16 protein-coding genes and 1 other RNA gene are annotated in these 22,756 nt (G+C 61.9%); 4 read left to right on the forward strand and 13 right to left on the reverse strand.

The features are described from left to right. Positions 1-69: 69 nt before the first annotated feature. The 4 genes from recR to dnaX form a co-directional block, all read right to left on the reverse strand. Entirely contained in the window at positions 70-672 is a 603-nt protein-coding gene (gene recR / locus IB241_RS04385) for a recombination mediator RecR (protein WP_192297128.1), read from the reverse strand. 66 nt (positions 673-738) lie between these two features. Continuing rightward, positions 739-1,773, reverse strand: coding sequence for an NADP-dependent oxidoreductase (locus tag IB241_RS04390; RefSeq protein ID WP_192297129.1), 1,035 nt, complete (start codon positions 1,771-1,773; stop codon positions 739-741). A gap of 132 nt (positions 1,774-1,905) precedes the next feature. After that, positions 1,906-2,244: a YbaB/EbfC family nucleoid-associated protein gene (locus tag IB241_RS04395; protein ID WP_003175481.1), complete on the reverse strand. Its 339-nt coding sequence runs from the start codon at positions 2,242-2,244 to the stop codon at positions 1,906-1,908. A 43-nt stretch (positions 2,245-2,287) separates the two neighbouring features. Beyond that, positions 2,288-4,348: a DNA polymerase III subunit gamma/tau gene (dnaX, locus tag IB241_RS04400; protein WP_192297130.1), complete on the reverse strand. Its 2,061-nt coding sequence runs from the start codon at positions 4,346-4,348 to the stop codon at positions 2,288-2,290. A gap of 133 nt (positions 4,349-4,481) precedes the next feature. On the opposite strand from dnaX, the gene IB241_RS04405 reads away from it, so the two are divergent. Beyond that, the gene (locus IB241_RS04405; protein WP_192297131.1) at positions 4,482-5,240 is read left to right on the forward strand and encodes a substrate-binding periplasmic protein; all 759 of its coding nucleotides are present in this window, start codon (positions 4,482-4,484) and stop codon (positions 5,238-5,240) included. Here IB241_RS04405 and IB241_RS04410 read toward each other — a convergent pair. Then, positions 5,191-6,090 (reverse strand): DMT family transporter, encoded by a 900-nt coding sequence (locus IB241_RS04410; RefSeq protein ID WP_192297132.1) that lies wholly within the window; start codon positions 6,088-6,090, stop codon positions 5,191-5,193. The two genes, IB241_RS04405 and IB241_RS04410, sit on opposite strands and share 50 nt — an antisense overlap. A gap of 102 nt (positions 6,091-6,192) precedes the next feature. Between IB241_RS04410 and IB241_RS04415 the strand changes: the two genes are divergently transcribed. Beyond that, positions 6,193-7,056 (forward strand): LysR family transcriptional regulator, encoded by an 864-nt coding sequence (locus IB241_RS04415; RefSeq protein ID WP_192297133.1) that lies wholly within the window; start codon positions 6,193-6,195, stop codon positions 7,054-7,056. Positions 7,057-7,128: 72 nt separating this feature from the next. On the opposite strand, the gene IB241_RS04420 is transcribed toward IB241_RS04415, so the two are convergent. The 8 genes from IB241_RS04420 to IB241_RS04455 form a co-directional block, all read right to left on the reverse strand. After that, positions 7,129-7,719, reverse strand: a complete 591-nt coding sequence (locus tag IB241_RS04420) for a hypothetical protein (protein WP_192297134.1) — start codon at positions 7,717-7,719, stop codon at positions 7,129-7,131. A gap of 1 nt (position 7,720) precedes the next feature. Further along, positions 7,721-8,767 (reverse strand): N-acetylmuramidase family protein, encoded by a 1,047-nt coding sequence (locus IB241_RS04425; RefSeq protein WP_192297135.1) that lies wholly within the window; start codon positions 8,765-8,767, stop codon positions 7,721-7,723. Positions 8,768-9,009: 242 nt separating this feature from the next. After that, positions 9,010-9,106: signal recognition particle sRNA small type (gene ffs / locus IB241_RS04430), an RNA gene on the reverse strand. Between the two features lie 238 nt (positions 9,107-9,344). Next, positions 9,345-10,511 carry a putative zinc-binding metallopeptidase gene (locus tag IB241_RS04435; protein ID WP_192297136.1) on the reverse strand — a complete coding sequence of 389 codons (1,167 nt, stop codon included), beginning with the start codon at positions 10,509-10,511 and terminating at the stop codon, positions 9,345-9,347. 295 nt (positions 10,512-10,806) lie between these two features. Next, a complete protein-coding gene (gene ligA / locus IB241_RS04440; protein WP_192297137.1) occupies positions 10,807-13,164 on the reverse strand; it encodes an NAD-dependent DNA ligase LigA in 2,358 nt (785 codons plus the stop codon). A gap of 64 nt (positions 13,165-13,228) precedes the next feature. Continuing rightward, the gene (zipA, locus tag IB241_RS04445) at positions 13,229-14,092 is read right to left on the reverse strand and encodes a cell division protein ZipA (protein WP_192297138.1); all 864 of its coding nucleotides are present in this window, start codon (positions 14,090-14,092) and stop codon (positions 13,229-13,231) included. A gap of 291 nt (positions 14,093-14,383) precedes the next feature. Further along, positions 14,384-17,872, reverse strand: coding sequence for a chromosome segregation protein SMC (gene smc, locus IB241_RS04450; protein WP_192297139.1), 3,489 nt, complete (start codon positions 17,870-17,872; stop codon positions 14,384-14,386). Positions 17,873-17,874: 2 nt separating this feature from the next. Continuing rightward, positions 17,875-18,534, reverse strand: coding sequence for a GntR family transcriptional regulator (locus tag IB241_RS04455; RefSeq protein WP_192297140.1), 660 nt, complete (start codon positions 18,532-18,534; stop codon positions 17,875-17,877). Between the two features lie 280 nt (positions 18,535-18,814). Here IB241_RS04455 and xdhA point away from each other — a divergent pair, with 280 nt between their 5' ends. Next, positions 18,815-20,263, forward strand: coding sequence for a xanthine dehydrogenase small subunit (gene xdhA, locus IB241_RS04460; protein WP_192297141.1), 1,449 nt, complete (start codon positions 18,815-18,817; stop codon positions 20,261-20,263). Then, a complete protein-coding gene (gene xdhB / locus IB241_RS04465) occupies positions 20,256-22,655 on the forward strand; it encodes a xanthine dehydrogenase molybdopterin binding subunit (protein WP_192297142.1) in 2,400 nt (799 codons plus the stop codon). Before xdhA ends, xdhB begins: the two co-directional genes overlap by 8 nt. Positions 22,656-22,756 lie beyond the last annotated feature (101 nt).

Genomic DNA, 22,756 nt, shown 5'->3' on the forward strand with positions numbered 1-22,756 from the left:
ATAAATCTGGCGACTGACACACTGTATTCGCGAGCAAGCCCGCTCCCACATTTAGTTTTGCAATGTGGCTTAGAGCGCGATCGGCTTGCGACCTGCAAAGGAGTGCGCCAGCGTGCCGCCGTCCACCAACTCCAACTCCCCACCCAGCGGCACGCCATGGGCGATGCGCGAGGTGATCAGGCCTTTGTTGGTCAGCAGTTGCGCGATGTAATGCGCCGTCGCCTCACCTTCCACTGTCGGGTTGGTGGCCAGGATCACCTCGGTAAAGGTGCCCTGCTCTTCAATGCGCGCCACCAGTTGCGGAATGCCGATCGCTTCCGGCCCAAGGCCGTCCAGCGGCGACAGGTGGCCCTTGAGCACAAAGTAGCGCCCGCGATAGCCGGTCTGCTCCACCGCGTACACATCCATCGGCCCTTCCACCACGCACAGCAGCGTGTCGTCGCGGCGCGGGTCGGCGCATTGCGGGCAGAGGTCTTCTTCGGTGAGGGTGCGGCACAGGCGGCAGTGGCCTACGCCGGTCATGGCCTGGCTCAGGGCCTGGGCCAACCGGGTACCGCCGCTGCGATCACGCTCCAGCAGTTGCAGCGCCATGCGCTGGGCGGTTTTCTGGCCGACGCCGGGCAAGGTGCGCAGGGCGTCGATCAGTTGGCGAATCAGGGGGCTGAAGCTCATGGGCGAAGGGTCCGACAAAACGACGAGACGCGGTTTATACCCGCGCCCCGGATTAGCGTCAAATGCTCAATCCTGTGCGACGCGCACCACCAACTTGCCGAAGTTGCGTCCTTCGAGCAAACCGATAAAGGCTTCAGGCGCCTGCTCCAGGCCGTCGACTACGTCTTCGCGGAACTTGATCTTGCCATCCCGCACCCACGGCGCCATCGCGCTGAGGAATTCGGGCTGGCGGTCGCCGTAGTCGTCAAACACGATAAAACCCTGGATACGCACGCGCTTGGTCAGCAAGGTGCGTTGCAGCGCAGGCAAGCGGTCGGGGCCCGTGGGCGGCTGATGGACGTTGTAGCCGGCGATCAGCCCGCACAGCGGGATGCGTGCCTTGGGGTTGAGCAGCGGCAGCACCGCATCGAAGACTTTGCCGCCGACGTTTTCGAAGTAAATGTCCACGCCTTTGAAGCAGGCTTGCGCCAGTTCATCGGCGAACGCCTCGCTTTTGTGGTCGATGCACGCATCAAAACCCAGCTCATCCACCACATAACGGCATTTGTCGGCGCCACCGGCAATCCCGACCACACGCAAGCCCTTGAGCTTGGCCACCTGCCCTACCACCGAACCCACCGCACCGGACGCGGCTGCCACCACCAGGGTTTCGCCGGCCTTGGGCTGGCCGATGTCCATCAGGCCCATGTAGGCGGTCATGCCCGGCATGCCGAGGACCCCCAAGGCCATGGAGGGGCTGGGGAGCCCATTGGGCACCGGGATCAGATTGCGCCCGTCGGAAATGCCATGGCTCTGCCAGCCCGTGGCACCGACCACCAGATCACCCACCTCGAATTTCGGGTTGCGCGACTGTTCGATACGGCTGACAGCACCACCGGTCATCACCTCGTCGATTTCCACCGGCGCGGCGTAGGACGGCGCGTCGCTCATACGTCCGCGCATGTAAGGGTCGAGGGACAGGTACAGCGTCTTCAGCAAGACTTGGCCGTCTGCCAGCTCCGGCAAGGCCACGCGCTCCATGCGGAAGTTTTCCGGGGTCGGCGCGCCCACGGGGCGTGAGACCAGCACAATGCGCTGGTTCAGAATGGGTTGTTGTGGCATCTGGGGCTCCTTTCGCGAATCCATCGGTATAGGGTGCAGACCGTATTGGGGGTGCCTGGGTTCGATCGGATCGACACAAACAAAAATGCCAGGCACAAGGCCTGGCATTGGAGTCTAGCTAACGATCGCCGATCAGAACGGCAGCTTCATGCCCGGTGGCAGTTGCATGCCCGCGGTCACACCGCCCATTTTTTCCTGGCTGTTGGCTTCGATCTTGCGCACGGCGTCGTTGACGGCCGCGGCGAACAGCGCTTCGAGCATTTCCAGGTCGTCTTCGCCGACACCTGGCAATACGCTCGGGTCGATGCTCACGCGCTTGATGTCGTGACGACCGGTCATCACCACGCTGACCATATCGCCACCGGCTTTACCGGTGACTTCGGCGTTGGCCAGTTCTTCCTGCATCTTGGCCATTTTTTCCTGCATCTGCTGCGCCTGCTTCATCAGGCCGGCCATGCCACCTTTCATCATGGGAATCACCTCAAAAGTACGTGGATCAATTAGTAGCCCGGTTTCATGACGCTTGGGGCACCGGGGCTTCGACAGGTTCAATAGTATCGTGACGGACGACCGCCCCGAACTGTTGCATCATTTGCTGGATGAGCGGATCGCCGTGGATCGAGTCCTCGGCCTCACGCTGGCGGTTGATTCGCCGACGGGTCGCGGCCTGGGCCGGGGTTTCCTGCTCGGGCTTGATCAGCTCGATGGCGATGGTCAGCGTGCGCTCATGGTACTGGTTCAGCGCGTCATTCAGGCGACGTTGCTGGGTGGCGTTGAACAGGGCGCTGTGGGCCGGGTCCAGGTGCAACAGCCAGTGGTCGCCTTCGATGGAGATCAATGTGCAGTTGGCGGCGATGCTGCCGGTCATGCCAGAGATCGGCAGTTTCGGGAACAATTCCAGCCATTGCAAGGCCAGGCCGGTGGCCGGCGCCGCAGCTGGCTCAGCCTCGGGCTCGGGGGCCGGCTCGGCGGTGTGTTCGCTGGCCAGATCGTCCAGGTAGCTGTAGGCCGAATCCATGTCCGGCTCGATGTAGTCTTCGTCCAGCGGCGGCTCGTCGTCGAGGTCGATGCCGGGAACGGACGCCTCCACCTGGGCGACGGTGGGCTCGGGCACCGGCGCGGACACCCACTCCGGAGCGTCCAACACAACGCTGTCCGGGGTCGGCGTAGGCATCGGCGTCAGCTCGGGCTGCTCGCCGGTGGTTTCCAGCACGGGCTCCACGACGGGTTGCTGCTCGACTTCGGCCTCGGCCTCGGCGTCTACCGGGTCGTTCCACGGCAGGTCGACGACAGCTTGCGGCTCGACAACGGGTGCAGGCTCGGGCTCGGGCTCGGGCTCTGCCACAGGCACCGGTTCAGGCGCTGGCGCGGGAACCGGCGCAGCAGCCACTGGCGCAACCACCGCCGCGCCAGCCACTGGTTTGGCGGAATCAACTGTGGCCTGGCTGATCCCCACTGGCTTTAGCGGCTGTCTCGGCGCATCGGTCGAATCAGCAGGCCGGAAGGCCAGCATGCGCAGCAGGACCATCTCGAAGCCGCCACGCGGGTCCGGTGCCAGGGGCAAGTCCCGGCGGCCGATCAGGCCCATCTGGTAGTAGAACTGCACGTCTTCGGCCGGCAACGCCTGGGCCAGGGCCAGCACGCGGTCGCGGTCGCCATGGCCGTTGTCGACCCCCTCGGGCAGGGCCTGGGCGATGGCGACGCGATGCAGCACGTTGAGGATTTCCGAAAGCACGCCGTTCCAGTCCGGGCCTTGCTCCGACAGATGACGCACGGCTTCGAGCAGCGCCTTGGCGTCGCCTTCGATCAATGCGTGCAGCACGTCGAAAACCTGGCCATGGTCGAGGGTGCCGAGCATGGCGCGCACATCGGCGGCCATGACCTTGCCTTCACCAAAGGCAATGGCCTGGTCGGTGAGGCTCATGGCATCCCGCATCGAGCCATCGGCGGCGCGGCCGAGCAGCCACAGTGCGTCGTCTTCGAACGGCACGTTCTCGACACCCAGCACGTGGGTCAAATGCTCGACCACCCGCTCGGGGGTCATGTTTTTCAGGGAGAACTGCAGGCACCGCGACAGAATCGTTGCAGGAAGTTTCTGTGGATCGGTAGTGGCCAGGATGAATTTGACGTAGGGCGGCGGCTCTTCCAGGGTTTTCAACAAGGCGTTGAAGGAGTGGCTGGACAGCATGTGCACTTCGTCGATCAGGTAGACCTTGAAGCGGCCACGGCTCGGCGCGTACTGCACGTTGTCGAGCAGCTCGCGGGTGTCTTCGACCTTGGTGCGGCTCGCGGCGTCGATCTCGATCAGGTCGACGAAACGCCCTTCGTCGATTTCCCGGCACACCGAGCAGGTGCCGCAGGGCGTCGAAGTGATACCGGTTTCACAGTTCAGGCATTTGGCGATGATGCGCGCGATGGTGGTCTTGCCCACCCCACGGGTGCCGGTGAACAGGTAGGCGTGGTGCAGCCGCTGGCTGTCCAAGGCATTGATCAGAGCCTTGAGCACATGGGTCTGGCCGACCATTTCGCGGAACGAGCGCGGACGCCATTTACGTGCAAGAACCTGATAACTCATCGAAAACCGTCGCAACTGGGAAACAGAAGCCGGTAATGCTAGCGGAGCAAGGGGGAAATTGCATCCGGCACGCTTGCCTAATCTGACTAAGCTCTTGTGACTGGCCCTATAAAGGCCTGAACCCGGAGAGCATATGCGCGCAGTCCTGGGCATTTTATGGATGATTGCCACGGCCAGCCTTGCAGCGCCTGCACCGCTGCGCTTCTCGGTTTCCGACAGTTGGGCGATGCCCATGGTGCAACTGGAGGATGGCCGTCCCGCGCAGGGTATTTTGTATGACCTGATGTCGAGCCTGGCCACCCAGGTCGGGCAGCCGGCGCAGTTCCACGTACTGGCGCGGGCGCGCATCGCCCCCGCCATGGAGCATGGCGAGATAGATGTGCGCTGTTATGTCGCCCAGGCTTGGGTCGACGATATGCCCGGCGACTACCTCTGGAGCGTTCCGCTGTTTGTGCAGCGCAACCTGCTGGTCAGCGCCCATGTACCCGCGCAGACGGTGCAACTGGACAAACTGGCCCCGCAGTTGATCGGCACAGTGCTGAGCTATCGCTACACCGCCCTCGACCCGCTGTTTGCCAGCGGCCAACTCATGCGTGACGACGCCCGCAGCGAAGAACAGGTGCTGCACAAGCTGGTGGCCGGTCGCTTCAAATATGCGGTCATCAATGAGTGGATACTCGAACGCTTCAACCAGAACCTGGCACCCGGCCAGCGCTTGCATAAAGTCGCGGTGATCGAGGAGCAGAGCCTGGGGTGCACGGTGCGCAATGACCCGAACGTGCCGGTGCAACAAATTTTGCGCACCTTGCTGCGGATGAAAATGTCCGGCGAGATCGATGACATCATCCAGCTGTACACCGGGGAGCGCGCACCCAACGCCCCTCAAGACTGATCGCCGCCACACTGGCCAACACGATCACCCCGCCCAGCACCACTGGCAGGGCAATCCGTTCGCCAAGCAGCGTCGCGGCCATCAGCATGGCCACGGGCGGAATCAAGTACATCGCCACCGACGCCCGGCTGACCTCGACGTGTTTCAACACATACGCCCAGGCCAGGTACGCCAGGGCGCTGGGGAAAATCCCCAACACCAGCACCGCGAGGTTTTCCGCCAATGGCGCCTGCACCACCGCAGCCGGCAGGCCGGGCAGGTTGCTACACAACATCAGAGTGCCCGCCCACACCATGTAGCACGCCATGGTCAGCGGGCTGTAGCGGTGGGCAAAGTGCTTCTGGATGGCGAAGTACACACTCCACGACAGCGCCGCCACCAGGATCAACAAGCCACGCGGGTCGATGTCACCCACACCCTGATCACCCCAGGCCACCACCAGCACGCCCGCCAGCCCCAGCAGCACGCACCCCCAACGCCAAGCGCTGACGCCCTCCTTCAGGCAGAAAAACGCGATCAATACACTGAACAACGGCGCCGACTGCGCCAGCACGCTGGACGCCGCCGCCGTGACGAATTGCTGCCCATAGTTGAGGCTGGTGTGATGCAGGAATACGCCGAAAAAACCCAGCACCAGCAACCACGGCAGATCGCACAGGCGCGGCCGGCCGATGCCCATTACCAGCGCCACGCCGCCCATGAACACTGACGCAATCAGAAACCGCAGCAAGGCCAATTGCCCGGGGCTGTAGCTGTGCAGCCCCATGTGCACGCCAATTGGCGAATAGGCCCAACAGAGGATGACGCTGGCAACCACTAGCGTAAGCTTGACGGGTGACGGGGAATTCATCGAAGGCATCCAGAAACAGAGAAGGAATGCCGTCAGTCTTGGCCCCGGTAATCCGTAGGACAATTAAGCGTTTCTGACTTCTGCAATCACTGGAACTGAGCAATGGAACTGGCCCAACTGAAAATGGTGCGAGCCGTCGCGCAAACCGGCAGCGTGGCCCAGGCTGCCGTGCAGTTGCATTGCGTGCCGTCCAACATCACCACGCGCATCAAGCAACTGGAAAGCGAGTTGGGCACGCCGCTGTTTATCCGTGCCGGGCGCGGGCTGGTCATCAGCGCCGCCGGGGAGATTTTCCTGGAGTACTGCGAGCGCATCCTGGCCTTGGTGGACGAATCCAAACGCGCCGTGGACGCCAACGCCATCCCCCGTGGCACCCTGCGCATCGGCGCGGTGGAGTCCAGTGCCAGCGGGCGTCTGCCTCCATTGCTCGCGGAATATCACCGACGCTACCCGCAGGTCTGCCTGGAACTGGTAACCGGCGCCTGGGGCCAGTTGCTCGACGACCTGCAACACCACCGTCTGGATGTGGCGCTGGTGGCCAGTGGCGGCAAGCGCGCCAAGCTCGAACACTGCGTGGTCTACAGTGAGCGCCTGGTGTTGATCGCCAGCGCGGCAAGCGCACCGATCCACAGCGCCGCCGACCTGGCTGGGCGCACCTTGCTGGTGTGGCCGCCCGGCTGCCCCTACCGTGCAGCGCTGGAAAACTGGGTCAAGCCTCAGGATTTCAGACCGAACATTGCCAGCTATGCCAGTTGGGGCACGATCATTGGTTGCGTAAGCGCGGGGATTGGCGTGGCATTGGCGCCGGAAGGCATCCTGGCGCGGTATGAGCAGGCCAATCAGCTGGCGTCGTATCGGTTTGACGAGTGGCAGACGGTGGACAATCTATTGTTCTGGAACAAGGACACCCAGCGGCATCTGGCCAGGGATGCGTTTGCCGGGTTACTTCGCGAGACCTTTGGTTGACACATGCCCCTGTCGGAGCGGGCTTGTGTGGGAGCGGGCGCGCTCCCACATTTTTGCGGTGTGTTGTTGAGATCAGCTTTTCGGAGGTGCCAGGCGCGCGTACTGATCCGCGCTGATCCAGCCAATAAACGAACGATTCTGGGCATTGATGAACTCGACCTGGGCCCAGCCATCCTTGAACGCCAGCACGCCAACCACATCATCCTTGACGATATACGGACGCTTGGCCACCTTGGCGCCCGGGGTTTTCAGCAGGTAGGCCTTGTCGGCGGACACCGTCACCAGGCCAATCCACTGCTTGTTGGCGGTCTGGGTCAGGTCCAGGCCAGTGGCAATCTCTGGCATCAACACGCTCATGCAGCCGGGGTGCTGGCGACCCTGCTCAACGGTCAGGGTCACGCCGTCGGAGGACGGACTCACACTGCCTGGGTAGGCATCGTCGAGCCAGGTGGTCAGTGCATTCGCCTTGCCCTGCAGGTAAAAGGCGCAACTGCGGGTCACACCCTCGCCCAGTTCTTCGGCGTAGAAGCCCTCTACCTGATGCTCTGGCGTCACCGCCAGCATCAAACCTTCGTACTTGCCCGAATGCAACGCGGGCGCACCGGCAAACGCAGGCGCCACGACACACAACGACAACACACTCATCGCCAGAAAACGGGTCATCTTATTTCTTCCCTTCAAGTGCGTTGTAGGCTTTCTCAATAAGCTGGTCATAGATGCCGTAATCCTTGCCGTTATAGTTGCGCGCCATACCGGCGAAATCCTTGTCTTTCATGGCTTTCATCAACGCCGGGCTCTGGCTGCAAAAACCCAGGAACGCCTTTAGTTGGCTGCCGGCATTAATCTTTAATGCCGCAGCGAATTCAAACACAGTCTTGTAACCACACGCCGCAAAGTTGAACCCCATCACCTGAAACATGCCCCAGGATGCGGACATCAGCGCCGCTTCCTGATCCAGGGCAAAGGCGGTGGCCATGGTTTCCCAGGCCTTGACCTGATCCTTGTTATTGACCTGCCACTGCGGCCCGGCCTTTCTCACATAGGGGTATGACAGCAGCGGGTGCGCCTGGTCGTAGATGTGCTTGGTGTACTTGCGAAACAGGTGCCCTTCAAAGGCGATCACCGGCAACTTGGCCGGGCCAAAGCCCGAGCGCCCGCCGGATTCAACCGTGGCGAAAGCCTTGATGATATTCACCGAAATACCGTTACCCAACTGGGTGGCGGCGTTCTTGAAATCCGTTTCACTGAGGGTCATGCCCCCGTCGCACGTGGCCTGGAGCATCAACTGGCGGTTGCGCCGCTCAGCCTCGATCATCGCCCGCATGCGATCCAGGTACACATTGACCGTGGCCTGCACCGCATCGCCCTGGTTGTTGCCGAACACGTTGAGAAAGCTCGGGATGCGCAGGGTTGGATAGGCTTTGACCGGCACCTTCACTGCTTCCTCGATCAGGCTGTTGAACGTACGGCCGGTGGGGTCGATCACCCCGTCGGGATGCGCATACTTGAGATGACGGAACTGATACTGGCTGATGCACTGCACCAACTGGCCGTCGCACTTGCCGTTCTCGGCCAGCGGAAAACCCAGTTTGGGGATGATCAGATTGAATAAATACTGGATGCACTGCACATCGGCGGGCAAGTTACGGGCTTTGCCGGGAGCGCCTACCGAAGCACTGATAAGACGGGGCAACCCTTGCAGGCTTTTCATCACAGACATCCTTGTTAGTTAAAGAAGTGATAGCACTTCAATATCAAATTCGCGCCATTGTCATATTCTGAAACAAGTCGCCGGCGGAAACTAACAAGGTGGTTTTGGCTTGTAAAGTGGGGGTATTGAAAGTTGTGAAACAGCCGTCATGTGCTGCGCAATAAACCTGGCAGATGACTGAATAAAAGAATTTTTGATTTGAAGCAGAAGAGGTACTGCGGGGAAGAGCGTTATGGAGGCAACCCCACCAGCCACACCCCGGCACACAATGTTCCCGCTGTGGCTGCTGCCTTCCGGCTCTGACCAGGTTCACGGGTAATCGTTGCGGGGGGACCGATGGGGTCACCATAACGACGCCTGCCTCTCGGCAAGCGGGGCCATTGTACCGATCTCATCGGAAGTTACAACCGTTGGTGCTGGAATAAAAACATCTGGCGGTTCAAGCACTTGCCCACGGCCTCAGCCAGTACATCGCCCCCTGTGGGAGCTGGCTTGCCTGCGATGCAGGCACCTCGGTGTATCAGTTGGACCTAGGTGATGCTATCGCAGGCAAGCCAGCTCCCACAGAAAAGCCATTTCACTGGGCCTGTAGGACCTCATCCGCCCGGCCGCCCTCCTCCTGGATCACCAAGTGAATGAAGTGCAACTTGGCGATCACCGCCGGTGGCAGTACAAACGGATAGAAATCCGGCTGGCCCATGCTGCGCGACAGCTCGTTGAGCATGCCGGCCAGTTCGATCCACGCGTTGACGAATGACAGGAATGCCGGGCCGCCCGGGTGCTCGGGATCGTAGAGGGTGCTGAGGGGGAACGGCTGGTAATCCAGGTCCATCTCGCGCGCGCTCATGCCGAAGCCCAGCGCGGTGTCGACGGCGTCCATCATGTGCAGGTAATGCGCCCAGGTTTCGGCCCAGTCTTCCCAGGGGTGCATGGTCGCGTAGGCGCTGACGCAGGCCTGCTGCCAGTCGGGACGTGGGCCCTGCTGATAGTGCTGATCGAGGGCATCGGCATAACTGGCGCGTTCGTCGCCGAACAGTTGGCGAAACGGCTCGATCCAGTGGCTGTCGGCAATCAGCCGGTCCCAGTAGTAATGCCCCACCTCATGGCGAAAATGCCCGAGCAAGGTGCGGTAAGGTTCGCGCATCTGTACGCGAACTTTCTCACGATGGGCGTCGTCGGCTTCCTTGATGTCCAGGGTGATCAGGCCGCTGGCATGGCCGGTCATGGGCGCGTTGCCTTCCAGGTCGATGCCGATGAAATCGAAGGCCAGGCCGGTGTCTTCGTCGACGCTTTTGGGCACGACCTGCAAACCCAGGCTGATGAGTTGCGCCACCAGGCGACGCTTGGCGGTCTCCACTTTGCGCCAGCGTTCGGGGTTTTCCGGGATCGACAGGTCGGGAATGGTGCGATTGAGGCTGCACGCCACGCACAGCGCCGCAGTGCTGTGGGCCGGGATCAGCCAGTTGCAGGCGGCCGGGGTGTCGAGGTTGGCGCAACGACGAAAGGCGCCCGCTTCCAGGTTGCCGTCCTGCTGCCAGGTGCCTTCGACAGGACCGGGCTGCAGGGAGGCCAAGCGACCTTGCTGGGGCTGATAACCCAACAGCGCCTGGCAGGCCAGGCACTGGCTGTTGCGAAAGAACAAGGATTGGCCGCAGCGGCACTGCCATACCTTGGCGTTGCGCGTGGTATCGGCCACGAACGGTGCGGCAATGCGCGAACTGAGTTGTTCGAAGTAGCGGAACATGGCGTCTCTCCCTGGGTGACAGAGACTAGATCATTTCCCCCCCAAGATCGTTCCACATCGTTGTAGTGAGCGGGCTTGCCCCGCGCTGGGGGGGGCGCAGCCGCCCCAAACGGTCCACCGCGGTATTTCAGGAAGAACGCGGTGCCTGGATTTGGGGCGGCTTCGCCACCCAGCGCGGGGCAAGCCCGCTCACTACAATGAGTCCGTCCATCAAAGCGAACCAGCCCAGCACAGCAAGTCCGCCAATCACGGCGAACCAGCGCAGTACAGCAAGCATTCCCGTTACAAAGCGCTATCAGAGCGTGATGTGGTGCTTGGCCAGGAAGGCAATAAAGGCCTCTTCATCCAGCACCTTCAGGCCCAGCTCGCTGGCCTTGGCCAGTTTTGAACCGGCGCCCGGCCCGGCGACCACGCAATGGGTTTTCGCCGAAACGGAACCCGCCACCTTGGCGCCGAGGCTTTCCAGCTTGTCCTTGGCGACGTCACGGCTCATCAGCTCCAGGGAACCGGTGAGTACCCAGGTGTGACCGGCTTCGGGCAAGCCTTCGACGACTTTCTTTTCGCTGTCCCAGTGCATGCCAAAGTCCTTGAGCTGCTGCTCAATGGCCAGGGCACGGCGGGCGTTGTCGGGGTTATCAAAAAACTCGCGCACCGCCTTGGCCTGCTTCTCGGGTAGCGCCTGGCGCATGTCCAGCCAATCGGCGTTGATCACGCCTTGCAGGCTGCCGAACTTGTCTGCCAGTTTCTGCGCAGCACCCGGGCCGACGCTGGGCACGTGCAGCTTGTCGAGCAAACCGCCCAAGGTCGCGCTGGCGGCGAACTCGGCGCTCAGGTCGCCTTGATCCTGCAATTGCAGGCCGCACTCGTCCGGCGACAGCAACGCGCCGATCACGTCCTGGTTATGGCTGTCTTCAAAGAAGCTGTGGATCTCGTGCGCCACTTCCAACCCCACATCCGGCAAGTACGTCAGCACTTCCGGCAAGGCCTTCTGCACCCGCTCCAGGGAAGCCAGGGAGCGCGCCAGCACCTTGGCGGTCTCCTCGCCCACGTCCGGAATCCCCAGGGCATAGATAAAGCGCGCCAGGGTCGGAGTCTTGCTGTTTTCGATGGCGGTGATCAGCTTCTTGCTGGAAATGTCGGCGAAGCCTTCCAGGTCGATGATCTGCTCGTACTTGAGCTTGTAGAGGTCAGCCGGCGAGCCGATGAGCTTTTCATCCACCAGTTGCTCGATGGTCTTGTCGCCCAGGCCGTCGATGTCCATGGCCCGGCGCGAGACAAAATGGATGATCGCTTGCTTGAGCTGCGCCCCACACGCCAGGCGGCCGACGCAGCGGTACACCGCGCCTTCACTGACAGTTTCCTTGCCCTTGCTGCGCTTGACCAACTGGGTGCGCTCCACATGGGAACCGCACACCGGGCAGCTCTCGGGGATCGGCACCGCACGGGCGTGTTCCGGACGACGCTCGAGCACCACGGAGACGACCTGCGGGATCACATCACCGGCGCGGCGGATGATCACCGTGTCGCCGATCATGACGCCCAGGCGTGCCACTTCATCCATGTTGTGCAAGGTGGCGTTGGACACGGTGACACCCGCGACCTTGACCGGCTTCAAGCGCGCCACCGGGGTGACGGCACCCGTGCGGCCGACCTGGAATTCCACGTCGAGCAGTTCAGTCAACTCTTCCGTGGCCGGGAATTTATGCGCGATGGCCCAGCGCGGTTCGCGGGCGCGAAAGCCCAGTTCACGCTGGTAGGCAATGCTGTTGACCTTGAATACCACACCGTCGATTTCATACGGCAGGCTGCTGCGCCGCTCGCCGATGTCGCGGTAATACTCCAGGCAATCCTGGATGCCCTTGGCCAGTTTCAGCTCATGGCTGATGGGCATGCCCCACTTCTGCAACTGTTGCAGGTTGCCGATGTGGGTATCGCTGAGATCGGTGGTCACGCCGTAGCAGCAGAACTCCAGCGGGCGGCTCGCGGTGACCTTCGAATCCAACTGACGCAGGCTGCCGGCGGCGGCGTTGCGCGGGTTGGCGAAGGTCTTGCCGCCGATTTCCAGTTGCGCGGCGTTGAGCCGTTCGAAACCGGCCTTGGACATGAACACTTCGCCGCGCACTTCGAGGGTCGCCGGCCAACCGCTGCCGTGCAGCTTCAGCGGGATATTGCGCACGGTGCGCACGTTCACGCTGATGTCTTCGCCGGTAGTGCCGTCGCCACGGGTGGCGCCGCGCACCAGTTCGCCATCCTGATACACCAGGCTGACCGCCAGGCCATCGAGCTTGGGCTCACAGCTGTATTCCACCGCTGCACCACCGCCAAACAGATCGCCGGTGGGCAAGTCGAGCCCTTCGGTCACGCGGCGATCGAACTCGAGCATGGTGGTTTCATCGAATGCGTTGCCGAGACTGAGCATCGGCACGTCATGCTTGACCTGGGTGAACGCCGACAACGCCGCACTGCCCACCCGCTGTGTCGGCGAATCCCGCGTGACCAACTCCGGGTGCTCGGCCTCCAGGGCCTTGAGCTCGTGGAACAAGCGATCGTACTCGGCGTCCGGAATGCTCGGCTCGTCGAGGACGTGGTAGCGGTAGTTGTGCTGATCCAGTTCAGCGCGCAGTTCGAGGATGCGGGTGTGGGCGGCGGTCATCGGTGTTCTCTCATAAAGCAAAAGAGCAGCCGTAGCTGCTCAAATGTTGGTGCGCTTATTCTACTCAGCGTTTTTGTGTCAGGGCGCGACGCTCGAACTCGACGATGCGCTGACGGTAGTGTTCGATGGTCTGGGCGGTCAGGACGCTGCGTTGATCATCCTTCAGTTCGCCGTTCAGTTCCTGGGACAGCTTGCGCGCCGCAGCCACCATGACGTCGAACGCTTGTTTCGGGTGACGCGGGCCTGGCAGGCCGAGGAAGAAGCTCACCGCCGGGGTGCTGAACAGGTCGATGTCGTCCAGGTCGAAGGTGCCGGGCTTGACCGCGTTGGCCATGGAGAACAGCACTTCGCCGTTACCGGCCATGCTTTCGTGACGGTGGAAAATATCCATCTCGCCAAACCGCAGGCCGCTTTCGAGGATGTTCTGCAACAGCGCCGGGCCTTTGAAACCTGCAGCGTCGCGGCAGATCACGCTGATCACCAAGACTTCTTCGGCAGCCGGCTGGTCGTTGACCGATTGGCGCGCAGCAGTCTTGCCGACATTCTCATCGGGGAAATCATCATCGCGGCTGCTGAAGCTCGGGCCTTCATCGACGTCGAGGTTCAGGTCGCCCTGATGCGGCTCGGCCACGGCGGCGCTGGCACGCTTGCCACGCTTGGGCGACGGCTCGCGGGCTTCACGCAGCGGCGCGCTCATCGACGGCAGGTCATGCTCGTCCAGTTGCGGTTCTTTATGGGTATCCAGCACACGGGGCGGCCCCAGCAGCTCGGCGCCGCCGTCGTCGTCAGGCAAGTTGGACAGGTTGCGGTCCAGACGGAACTTGAGCTTGCCCTTGCCACCGCGCATGCGGCGCCAGCCATCAAAAAGAATACCGGCAATGACAATAATGCCGATGACGATCAGCCACTCGCGCAGACCGATTTCCATGTAATCCCGTGCCTCTAATAAAAAATGCTGAAAAATAAGGGGTTTAGCACCGTGCAAACCGCTTTAAAACGTGGCGCCAACTCTATGTTCTGACTGACGTTTTGCCCACGCATACGAAAAATTGACATTAAATTAGCACAGTTGGCGAAAGATGTATTGGATTGGCATCTTCGCTCAGCAATGGCATTTTCGTACGTTGACGCCAACTGTGAGCTACAAGCTGCAAGTTATAAGCTGCAAGCTCAAGCCAACTCACTTGCAGCTTGCAGCTTATAGCTAAAAACTGCGCCGCTAGGCGTCCACCATCGCCATCGCTTCTTCCACATCCACCGCAACCAGTCGCGAACACCCAGGCTCGTGCATCGTCACACCCATCAATTGATCCGCCATTTCCATGGCGATCTTGTTGTGGGTGATATAGATGAACTGCACGGTCTGGGACATCTCTTTAACCAGTCGCGCGTAACGTCCAACGTTAGCGTCATCCAATGGCGCGTCAACTTCGTCGAGCATGCAGAACGGCGCCGGGTTCAACTTGAAGATGGCAAATACCAGGGCCAATGCGGTCAGGGCTTTTTCGCCGCCGGACAACAAATGGATGGTGCTGTTCTTCTTGCCCGGAGGCCGCGCCATGATCGTTACCCCTGTATCGAGTAGATCTTCGCCCGTCAGTTCCAAGTAAGCGCTGCCACCGCCGAAAACTTTCGGAAATAACGCCTGTAAACCGCTATTAATCTGATCAAAGGTATCTTTGAAGCGGTTGCGGGTTTCCTTGTCGATCTTGCGGATCACGTTTTCCAGGGTGTCCAGGGCCTCGACCAAGTCGGCGTCCTGCGCGTCCAGATAACGTTTACGCTCGGATTGTTGCTGGTATTCGTCGATGGCCGCGAGGTTGATCGCGCCAAGGCGCTGGATACGCGCGGCAATCCGCTCCAGTTCTTCCTCGGCGTCTTTCTCGTTGGCCTGGGTGGTCAACGTGTTGAGCACGCCGTGCAGGTCGTAGCCATCTTCAAGCAGCTGGTCTTGCAGGGTCTTGCGGCGCACGGTCAGGGCTTGCCATTCCATGCGCTGTTGTTCGAGTTGGCCACGGATCAACTGGGATTGCTGCTCGGCCTGGGTGCGGCGCTTTTCAGCGTCGCGCAGTTCGCGGTCGGCGTCTTCCAGGGCGATCTGCGCGGTCTTGAGTTCTTCGTCGACGGTCATGCGCTTGTCGAGCAATTCTTCGAGCTTGAGGCGCAACTCTTCCAGCGGCGCCTCGCCCTCTTCCAGGTTGAGGCTCAGTTGCTCGCGCTTTTCGGTGAGGCGTTCGGATTGCATCTCCAGACGCTCAAGGGCCTGGGCGGTGGACGCGTGCTGAGCTTTGAGCGAGCCCAACCGTACCGCCAACTGGTGCGCATGATCCTTGTGCTGGCGGGCCTCCTGACGCACACGGTCGAGGCGTTCGCGCAGGCTGTCACGCTGGGCCAGCAGCAGTTCGCGCTGTTCGGTGTCGAGGGCCATACTGTCGAGGGCTTCCTGCAACTGCAGGCGCGCTTCGCCGATCTGTTCGTGTTCCAGGGCGCGCTGCTCGCCCATTTCCGCAACCTCTTCGTCGAGGCGGGTGCGGCGCAGGGTCAGTTGCTCGACCTTGGCTTTGCTCGCGGACAGCTGGGCTTTCAGCTCGCCTTGCTGGCGCGCTTCGTCCTGCAACAGACGGCGCAGGTGTTCGCGGCCGGTCTCTTGCTGGCGCTGGGTGGCGCGCAGGGTTTGCAGTTGGGTTTCCAGGCTTTCCAGGGTGGCTTCGCGCTCTTCACGCTCGGCGATCAGGTTGACGATTTCCTGGCCACGGGCCAATACACCACTTTCCGCTTCACTGGCGCGGCGCACCCGCAGAAAGTGCCGGCCGACCCAATAGCCGTCACGGCTGATCAGGCTTTCACCGGCCGCCAGTTGACCACGTTGGGCCAGAGCCTGCTCCAGAGAATCCACCGGCTTGACCTGGCCCAGCCAGGGCGACAGATCAATCGCCGCTTCAACTTTATCCAACAGACTGCCCGGCACCCGCGTGCCATCCGCCGCCGGGCTGAGCAAACGCAGATCGCCCTGGGCAAACCCGGCCAGGTCAAAGCCGCCAAAATCATCCACCAGCACCGCTTGCAGGTCGGCGCCGAGTACGGTTTCCACCGCCAGCTCCCAGCCCGCTTCCACTTTCAGGCCTTCCGCCAGGCGCGGGCGTTCGGCCAGATGCTGATCGCGCAGCCATTCGGCGGTGCCGGTGCCCGGGTCCAAGGCGGCTTGCTGCAAGGCTTCAAGGGACGCCAAGCGCCCATTGAGCCGCTGCAAATCGCCCTGGGCCTGCTGTTGCGCCTGGGTCGCCTGTTGCAACTGCTGGCGCAACTGCTCCAGGCGCTCCACTTGTTGTTCTTCGCTGGCCTCCAGCTCTTCCAGGGTCATTTCGCTTTCGGCCAGTTGCTCGCTCAGCTCCATGATCGCCGCGTCTTCCGGGTCGGCCGACAGCAACGCACGCTCTTCCTGCATCCGGCGCTGGCGCTCGGCCAAGCGCTCCATGCTGGTTTCCAGTTGCTGGATGCGCGACTGCTGCACCTCGGCCTGGCGGCGTGGTTCGGCGGATTGCAGGTTGAACGTGTCCCACTGCTCCTGCCAGCCATGCATGGTGCTTTCGGATTCTTCCAGGGCGGCGGCGGCCTCTTCGGCGGCGGCGCTGGTGACTTCCTGCTCGGGGGTGAGCATGTCCAGCTCTTCGCCAAGGGTCAGTAGCAAGGTGCGGTCGTGGCCCAGGTGGGACTCGGTCTCCAGGCGCGCGCGTTCGGCTTCCTTGAGATCATCCTGCAACTGGCGCAAACGCTGCTGGCCGTGCTGGATGCTCTGCTCGACGCGGGCAATATCGCCGCCCACCGAATAGAAGCGGCCCTGCACCAGATTGAAGCGCTCGGACAAATCATGGTGCCCGTCGCGCAGGCGCTCGATGCTGGCGTCGGCGTTGCGCTGCTCGGCCACCAGGGCTTCAAAGCTGATTTCCTGGGTGCCGATAATGGCTTCGCGCTGGCCGACCTGCTCGTTCAACGCCTGCCAGCGCAGGGCCGACAGTTGCGCCTTGAGCTGGCGTTCCTCGCCCTTGTATTCCTGATACTTCTCGGCGGCCTGGGCCTGGCGGTGCAGGCGCTCCAACTGGCGCTCCAGCTCTTCACGCAGGTCGGTGAGACGGGCGAGGTTCTCGTGGGTACGGCGGATACGGTTTTCGGTCTCGCGGCGGCGCTCCTTGTACTTGGAGATGCCGGCCGCTTCCTCGATAAAGTTGCGCAGGTCTTCGGGCTTGGCTTCGATCAGCTTGGAGATCATGCCCTGTTCGATGATCGAGTAGCTGCGCGGCCCCAGGCCGGTGCCGAGGAAAATATCGGTGATGTCCCGACGGCGACACTTGGTGCCGTTGAGGAAATAACTGTTCTGGCTGTCGCGGGTCACTTTGCGGCGGATCGAGATTTCGGCGTAGGCCGCGTACTCGCCAATCAACGTGCCATCGGAGTTGTCGAACACCAGTTCGATACTGGCCTGGCTCACGGGCTTGCGGCTGGTGGAGCCGTTGAAGATGACGTCGGTCATCGACTCGCCGCGCAGGTTCTTGGCCGAGCTCTCGCCCATCACCCAGCGGACGGCGTCGATGATGTTCGACTTGCCGCAACCATTGGGCCCGACCACCGCCGCCATGTTACTGGGGAAGTTCACCGTGGTCGGGTCGACGAAGGATTTGAACCCCGCCAGTTTGATGCACTTGAGCCGCACGTTTAGGCGTCCGCCAACGCAGCGATGACCAGCGAGCAACTGCGTTCGCCGTAGGCCGACAACACCAGGCGGATCTGCGCCAGGTCACGGGCGAGTACGGCGGCGAGCAGTTGCTCGAACAGCACCAGGTATTCGCTCATGGACGCCTTGCGTTGATCCAGCGCCAGGTAATACGCGCGGTTCATCGCCGGTTGCAGGTTCTCGACGGTTTCCTGCAGGTACGGGTTGTTGGCGAAGGGGTACGCGGCGCGCATCACGTTGAAGCTTTCTTCGACGAAGGCGCGGATGTCCTGGCGCTCGAAATTGGTCACCAGGCGCTGCTGGATCTGCACGAACGGCGCCATGTCGGCCTGGGTCTGCCAACCTTGGGCGACCGCATTGCCGAGCAGGATGTACAACTCGCCCATCAGCGTGCACAGGCTCTGCACCTTGTGCGCGGTGAGTTCGGTGACGTGGGCGCCACGGCGCGGCAGGATCGCGATGAGGTGGCGGCGTTCGAGGATCAACAAGGCTTCGCGCACGGAACCACGGCTGACATTGAGGGCCAGCGTGACCTTTTGCTCCTGGATGCGCTCCCCAGGCTTGAGTTCGCCGCGAATGATGCGTTCGGCGAGGTGGTGAGCGATTTGCTCGGCGAGACTGTCCGGCGCCTTGAACGTCATGTTTTCCCTTCAAAATCTTCTATCGATACAAGCGCGGCAGTGTAGCGCATTGGCCCGCTGATGGCGCTACGCCCACCGTGGCGAATTTGGCACGGAATAAGCAAAGCTGAAAACTCAAAAGCCCCTGAAAACGCCGGTTCCAGAAGACTGGACCATAATTGAAAGTGTTGCGATCGCATTTTCTTGACCTCCTGGTCAGAAATTCGTTGACCGAAAAGTCAGAGATGACTAGATTCGGCGCAAAGCGGTTAACAACAATAATGAGTCTGCGAGGCCTTCCGTGATCCAGTTTTTACTCAACCAGGAACTCCGTAGCGAGCACGCCCTGGACCCCAATCTCACCGTGCTCAACTATCTGCGCGAGCATCTGGGCAAGCCCGGCACCAAGGAAGGCTGCGCCAGCGGCGACTGCGGTGCGTGCACCGTGGTGGTCGGCGAACTGCACACCGACGCCCAGGGCGCCGAGCAGATCCGTTATCGCAGCCTCAACTCGTGCCTGACCTTCGTGTCGTCGCTGCACGGCAAACAACTGATCAGCGTCGAAGACCTCAAGCACCAGGGCCAACTGCACAGCGTGCAACAGGCGATGGTCGAGTGCCACGGCTCGCAGTGCGGCTTTTGCACCCCTGGTTTCGTGATGTCGCTGTTCGCCCTGCAAAAGAACAGCGACGCCCCCGACAGCCAAAAAGCCCATGAAGCCCTGGCCGGCAACCTGTGCCGCTGCACCGGCTATCGCCCGATCCTCGCCGCTGCCGAACAGGCCTGCTGCAACAAACCCCTGGATCAGTTCGACAGCCGAGAAGCCCAGACCATCGCGCGCCTCAAAGCCATTGCGCCGACCCAGACCGGCGAACTCAACAGCGGCGACAAACGCTGCCTGGTGCCGCTGACCGTCGCCGACCTGGCCGACCTCTACGATTCCTACCCGCAAGCGCGTCTGTTGGCTGGCGGCACCGACCTGGCCCTGGAAGTCACGCAGTTTCACCGCACCCTGCCAGTGATGATCTACGTCGGCAACATCGAAGAGATGAAGCGCATCGAAGACTTCGATGACCGCCTGGAAATCGGCGCCGCCACTGCCCTCTCTGATTGCTACACCGCGCTGCACCAGGCCTACCCGGACTTCGGTGAACTGCTGCAGCGCTTTGCCTCCTTGCAGATCCGCAACCAGGGCACCCTCGGTGGCAACATTGGCAACGCCTCGCCGATTGGCGATTCGCCGCCGCTGCTGATCGCCCTCGGCGCGCAGATCGTGCTGTGCAAGGGCAACACCCGTCGCACCCTGGCGCTGGAAGACTATTTCATCGACTACCGCGTCACCGCCCGTCAGGACAGCGAATTCATCGAAAAAATCATCGTACCCAAGGGCCATGCACTGTTTCGCGCCTACAAGGTGTCCAAGCGCCTGGACGATGATATTTCCGCGGTCTGCGCCGCGTTCAACCTGAAGATCGACAACGGTGTGGTGCGTGAAGCCCGCGTGGCGTTCGGTGGCATGGCCGCCACGCCCAAACGCGCCAAAAGCTGCGAAGCCGCGTTGCTCGGCGCCACCTGGAACAGCGCCACCGTCGAGAACGCCTGCGCCGCCCTGGCCGAGGATTTCACCCCGCTGTCGGACTTCCGCGCCAGTAAGGAATACCGCCTGCTCAGCGCACAGAACCTGCTGCGCAAATACTTCATCGAGCTGCAAACGCCGCACATCGAGACTCGGGTGACCGCTTATGTCTAACCATCACGCCGTCGTTAAAACCCAGGCCGAACTGGCCGAGTTGTTCGCCCAGGACCTCACCACCGGAGTCGGCCGCAGCGTCAAGCATGACAGCGCCGCCAAGCACGTCAGCGGCGAAGCGCAGTACATCGATGACCGCCTGGAATTCCCCAACCAGTTGCACCTGTATGCGCGCATGTCCGACCGCGCCCACGCGAAAATCCTCAGCATCGACACCGCCCCCTGCTATGCCTTCGAAGGCGTGCGTATCGTCATCACCCACGAAGACGTGCCAGGCCTGAAAGACATCGGCCCGCTGCTGCCCGGCGACCCGTTGCTGGCCATCGACACGGTGCAGTTCGTCGGCCAGGTCGTACTCGCCGTCGCCGCGCGTGATCTGGAAACCGCGCGCAAAGCCGCGATGGCTGCGGTGATCGAATACGAAGACCTGGAGCCGGTACTGGATGTGGTCGAGGCCTTCCGCAACAAGCACTTTGTGCTCGACAGCCACACCCACCAACGGGGTGATTCGGCAGGCGCGCTGGCGTCGGCCAAAAACCGTATCCAGGGCACCCTGCATATCGGCGGCCAGGAACACTTCTACCTGGAGACGCAAATCTCCTCGGTAATGCCCACCGAAGACGGCGGCATGATCGTCTACTGCTCCACGCAGAACCCCACCGAAGTGCAGAAACTGGTGGCCGAAGTGCTGGACGTGTCGATGAACAAGATCGTGGTCGACATGCGCCGCATGGGCGGTGGTTTCGGCGGCAAGGAAACCCAGGCCGCCAGCCCCGCGTGCCTGTGCGCGGTGGTCGCGCGCCTCACCGGCCAGCCGACCAAGATGCGCCTGCCGCGTGTCGAAGACATGCTGATGACCGGCAAGCGCCACCCCTTCTATATCGAATACGACGTGGGCTTTGACGACAGCGGCCGCCTGCACGGGGTCAACCTGGACCTGGCCGGCAACTGCGGCTGCTCGCCGGACTTGTCCAACTCGATTGTCGACCGTGCGATGTTCCACGCCGACAACGCCTATTACCTGGGCGACGCCACCGTCAACGGCCATCGCTGCAAGACCAACACCGCGTCCAACACCGCGTATCGCGGCTTCGGCGGCCCGCAAGGCATGGTCGCCATCGAGGAAGTGATGGACGCCATCGCGCGCCATCTAGCCCTCGATCCGCTGGCGGTGCGCAAGGCCAACTACTACGGCAAGACCGAGCGCAACGTCACCCACTACTACCAGACCGTCGAACACAACCTGCTCGAAGAGATGACCGCCGAACTGGAGGCCAGCAGCCAATACGCCGAGCGCCGCGAAGCGATACGCCTGTACAACGCCCATAGCCCGATCCTGAAAAAAGGCCTGGCGCTGACCCCGGTGAAGTTCGGCATTTCGTTTACCGCCAGTTTCCTCAACCAGGCCGGTGCGCTGATCCATATCTACACGGACGGCAGCATCCACCTGAACCACGGCGGCACCGAAATGGGCCAGGGCTTGAACACCAAGGTCGCGCAAGTGGTGGCCGAAGTGTTCCAGGTGGAAATCGACCGCGTGCAGATCACCGCCACCAACACCGACAAAGTGCCCAACACCTCGCCGACTGCCGCCTCCAGCGGTGCCGACCTGAATGGCAAGGCCGCGCAGAACGCCGCCGAAACCATCAAGCAACGCCTGGTGGAGTTTGCTGCGCGCAAGTACGACGTCAGTGAAGCGGACGTGGCGTTCCACAACGGCCATGTGCGCGTGCGTGAGCAGATCCTGACCTTCGAAGCGCTGATCCAGCAGGCGTATTTCGCCCAGGTTTCGCTGTCGAGTACCGGGTTCTACAAAACCCCGAAAATCTTCTACGACCGCAGCCAGTCACGCGGCCGGCCGTTCTACTACTTCGCCTTCGGCGCGGCGTGCTGCGAAGTGATCGTCGATACCCTGACCGGCGAATACAAGATGCTGCGCACCGACATCCTCCACGACGTGGGCGCCTCGCTGAACCCGGCCATCGACATCGGCCAGGTCGAAGGCGGGTTTATCCAGGGCATGGGCTGGCTGACCATGGAAGAGTTGGTGTGGAACAACAAGGGCAAGCTGATGACCAACGGTCCGGCCAGCTACAAGATCCCGGCGGTGGCGGACATGCCGCTGGACCTGCGGGTCAAGCTGGTGGAAAACCGCAAGAACCCGGAAGACACGGTGTTCCATTCCAAGGCTGTGGGCGAACCGCCGTTCATGCTCGGGATTGCCTCGTGGTGCGCGATCAAGGATGCGGTGGCGAGCCTGGCGGATTACCGGCATCAGCCAAAGATCGATGCCCCGGCGACGCCGGAGCGGGTGCTGTGGGGCTGTGAGCAGATGCGGCAGTTGACGGCGGCGAAGGTGGCTGAGGCTGATACCGAGATGGCTTCGCTTTAGACCCAAGCGCGGCCTTCGCGAGCAAGCCCGCTCCCACATTTGGAATGCAATCCCCTGTGGGAGCGGGCTTGCTCGCGAAGACGGACGAACTGACAACAGAA

This window comes from Pseudomonas sp. PDM05 (assembly GCF_014851685.1).
Lineage (GTDB): Bacteria > Pseudomonadota > Gammaproteobacteria > Pseudomonadales > Pseudomonadaceae > Aquipseudomonas.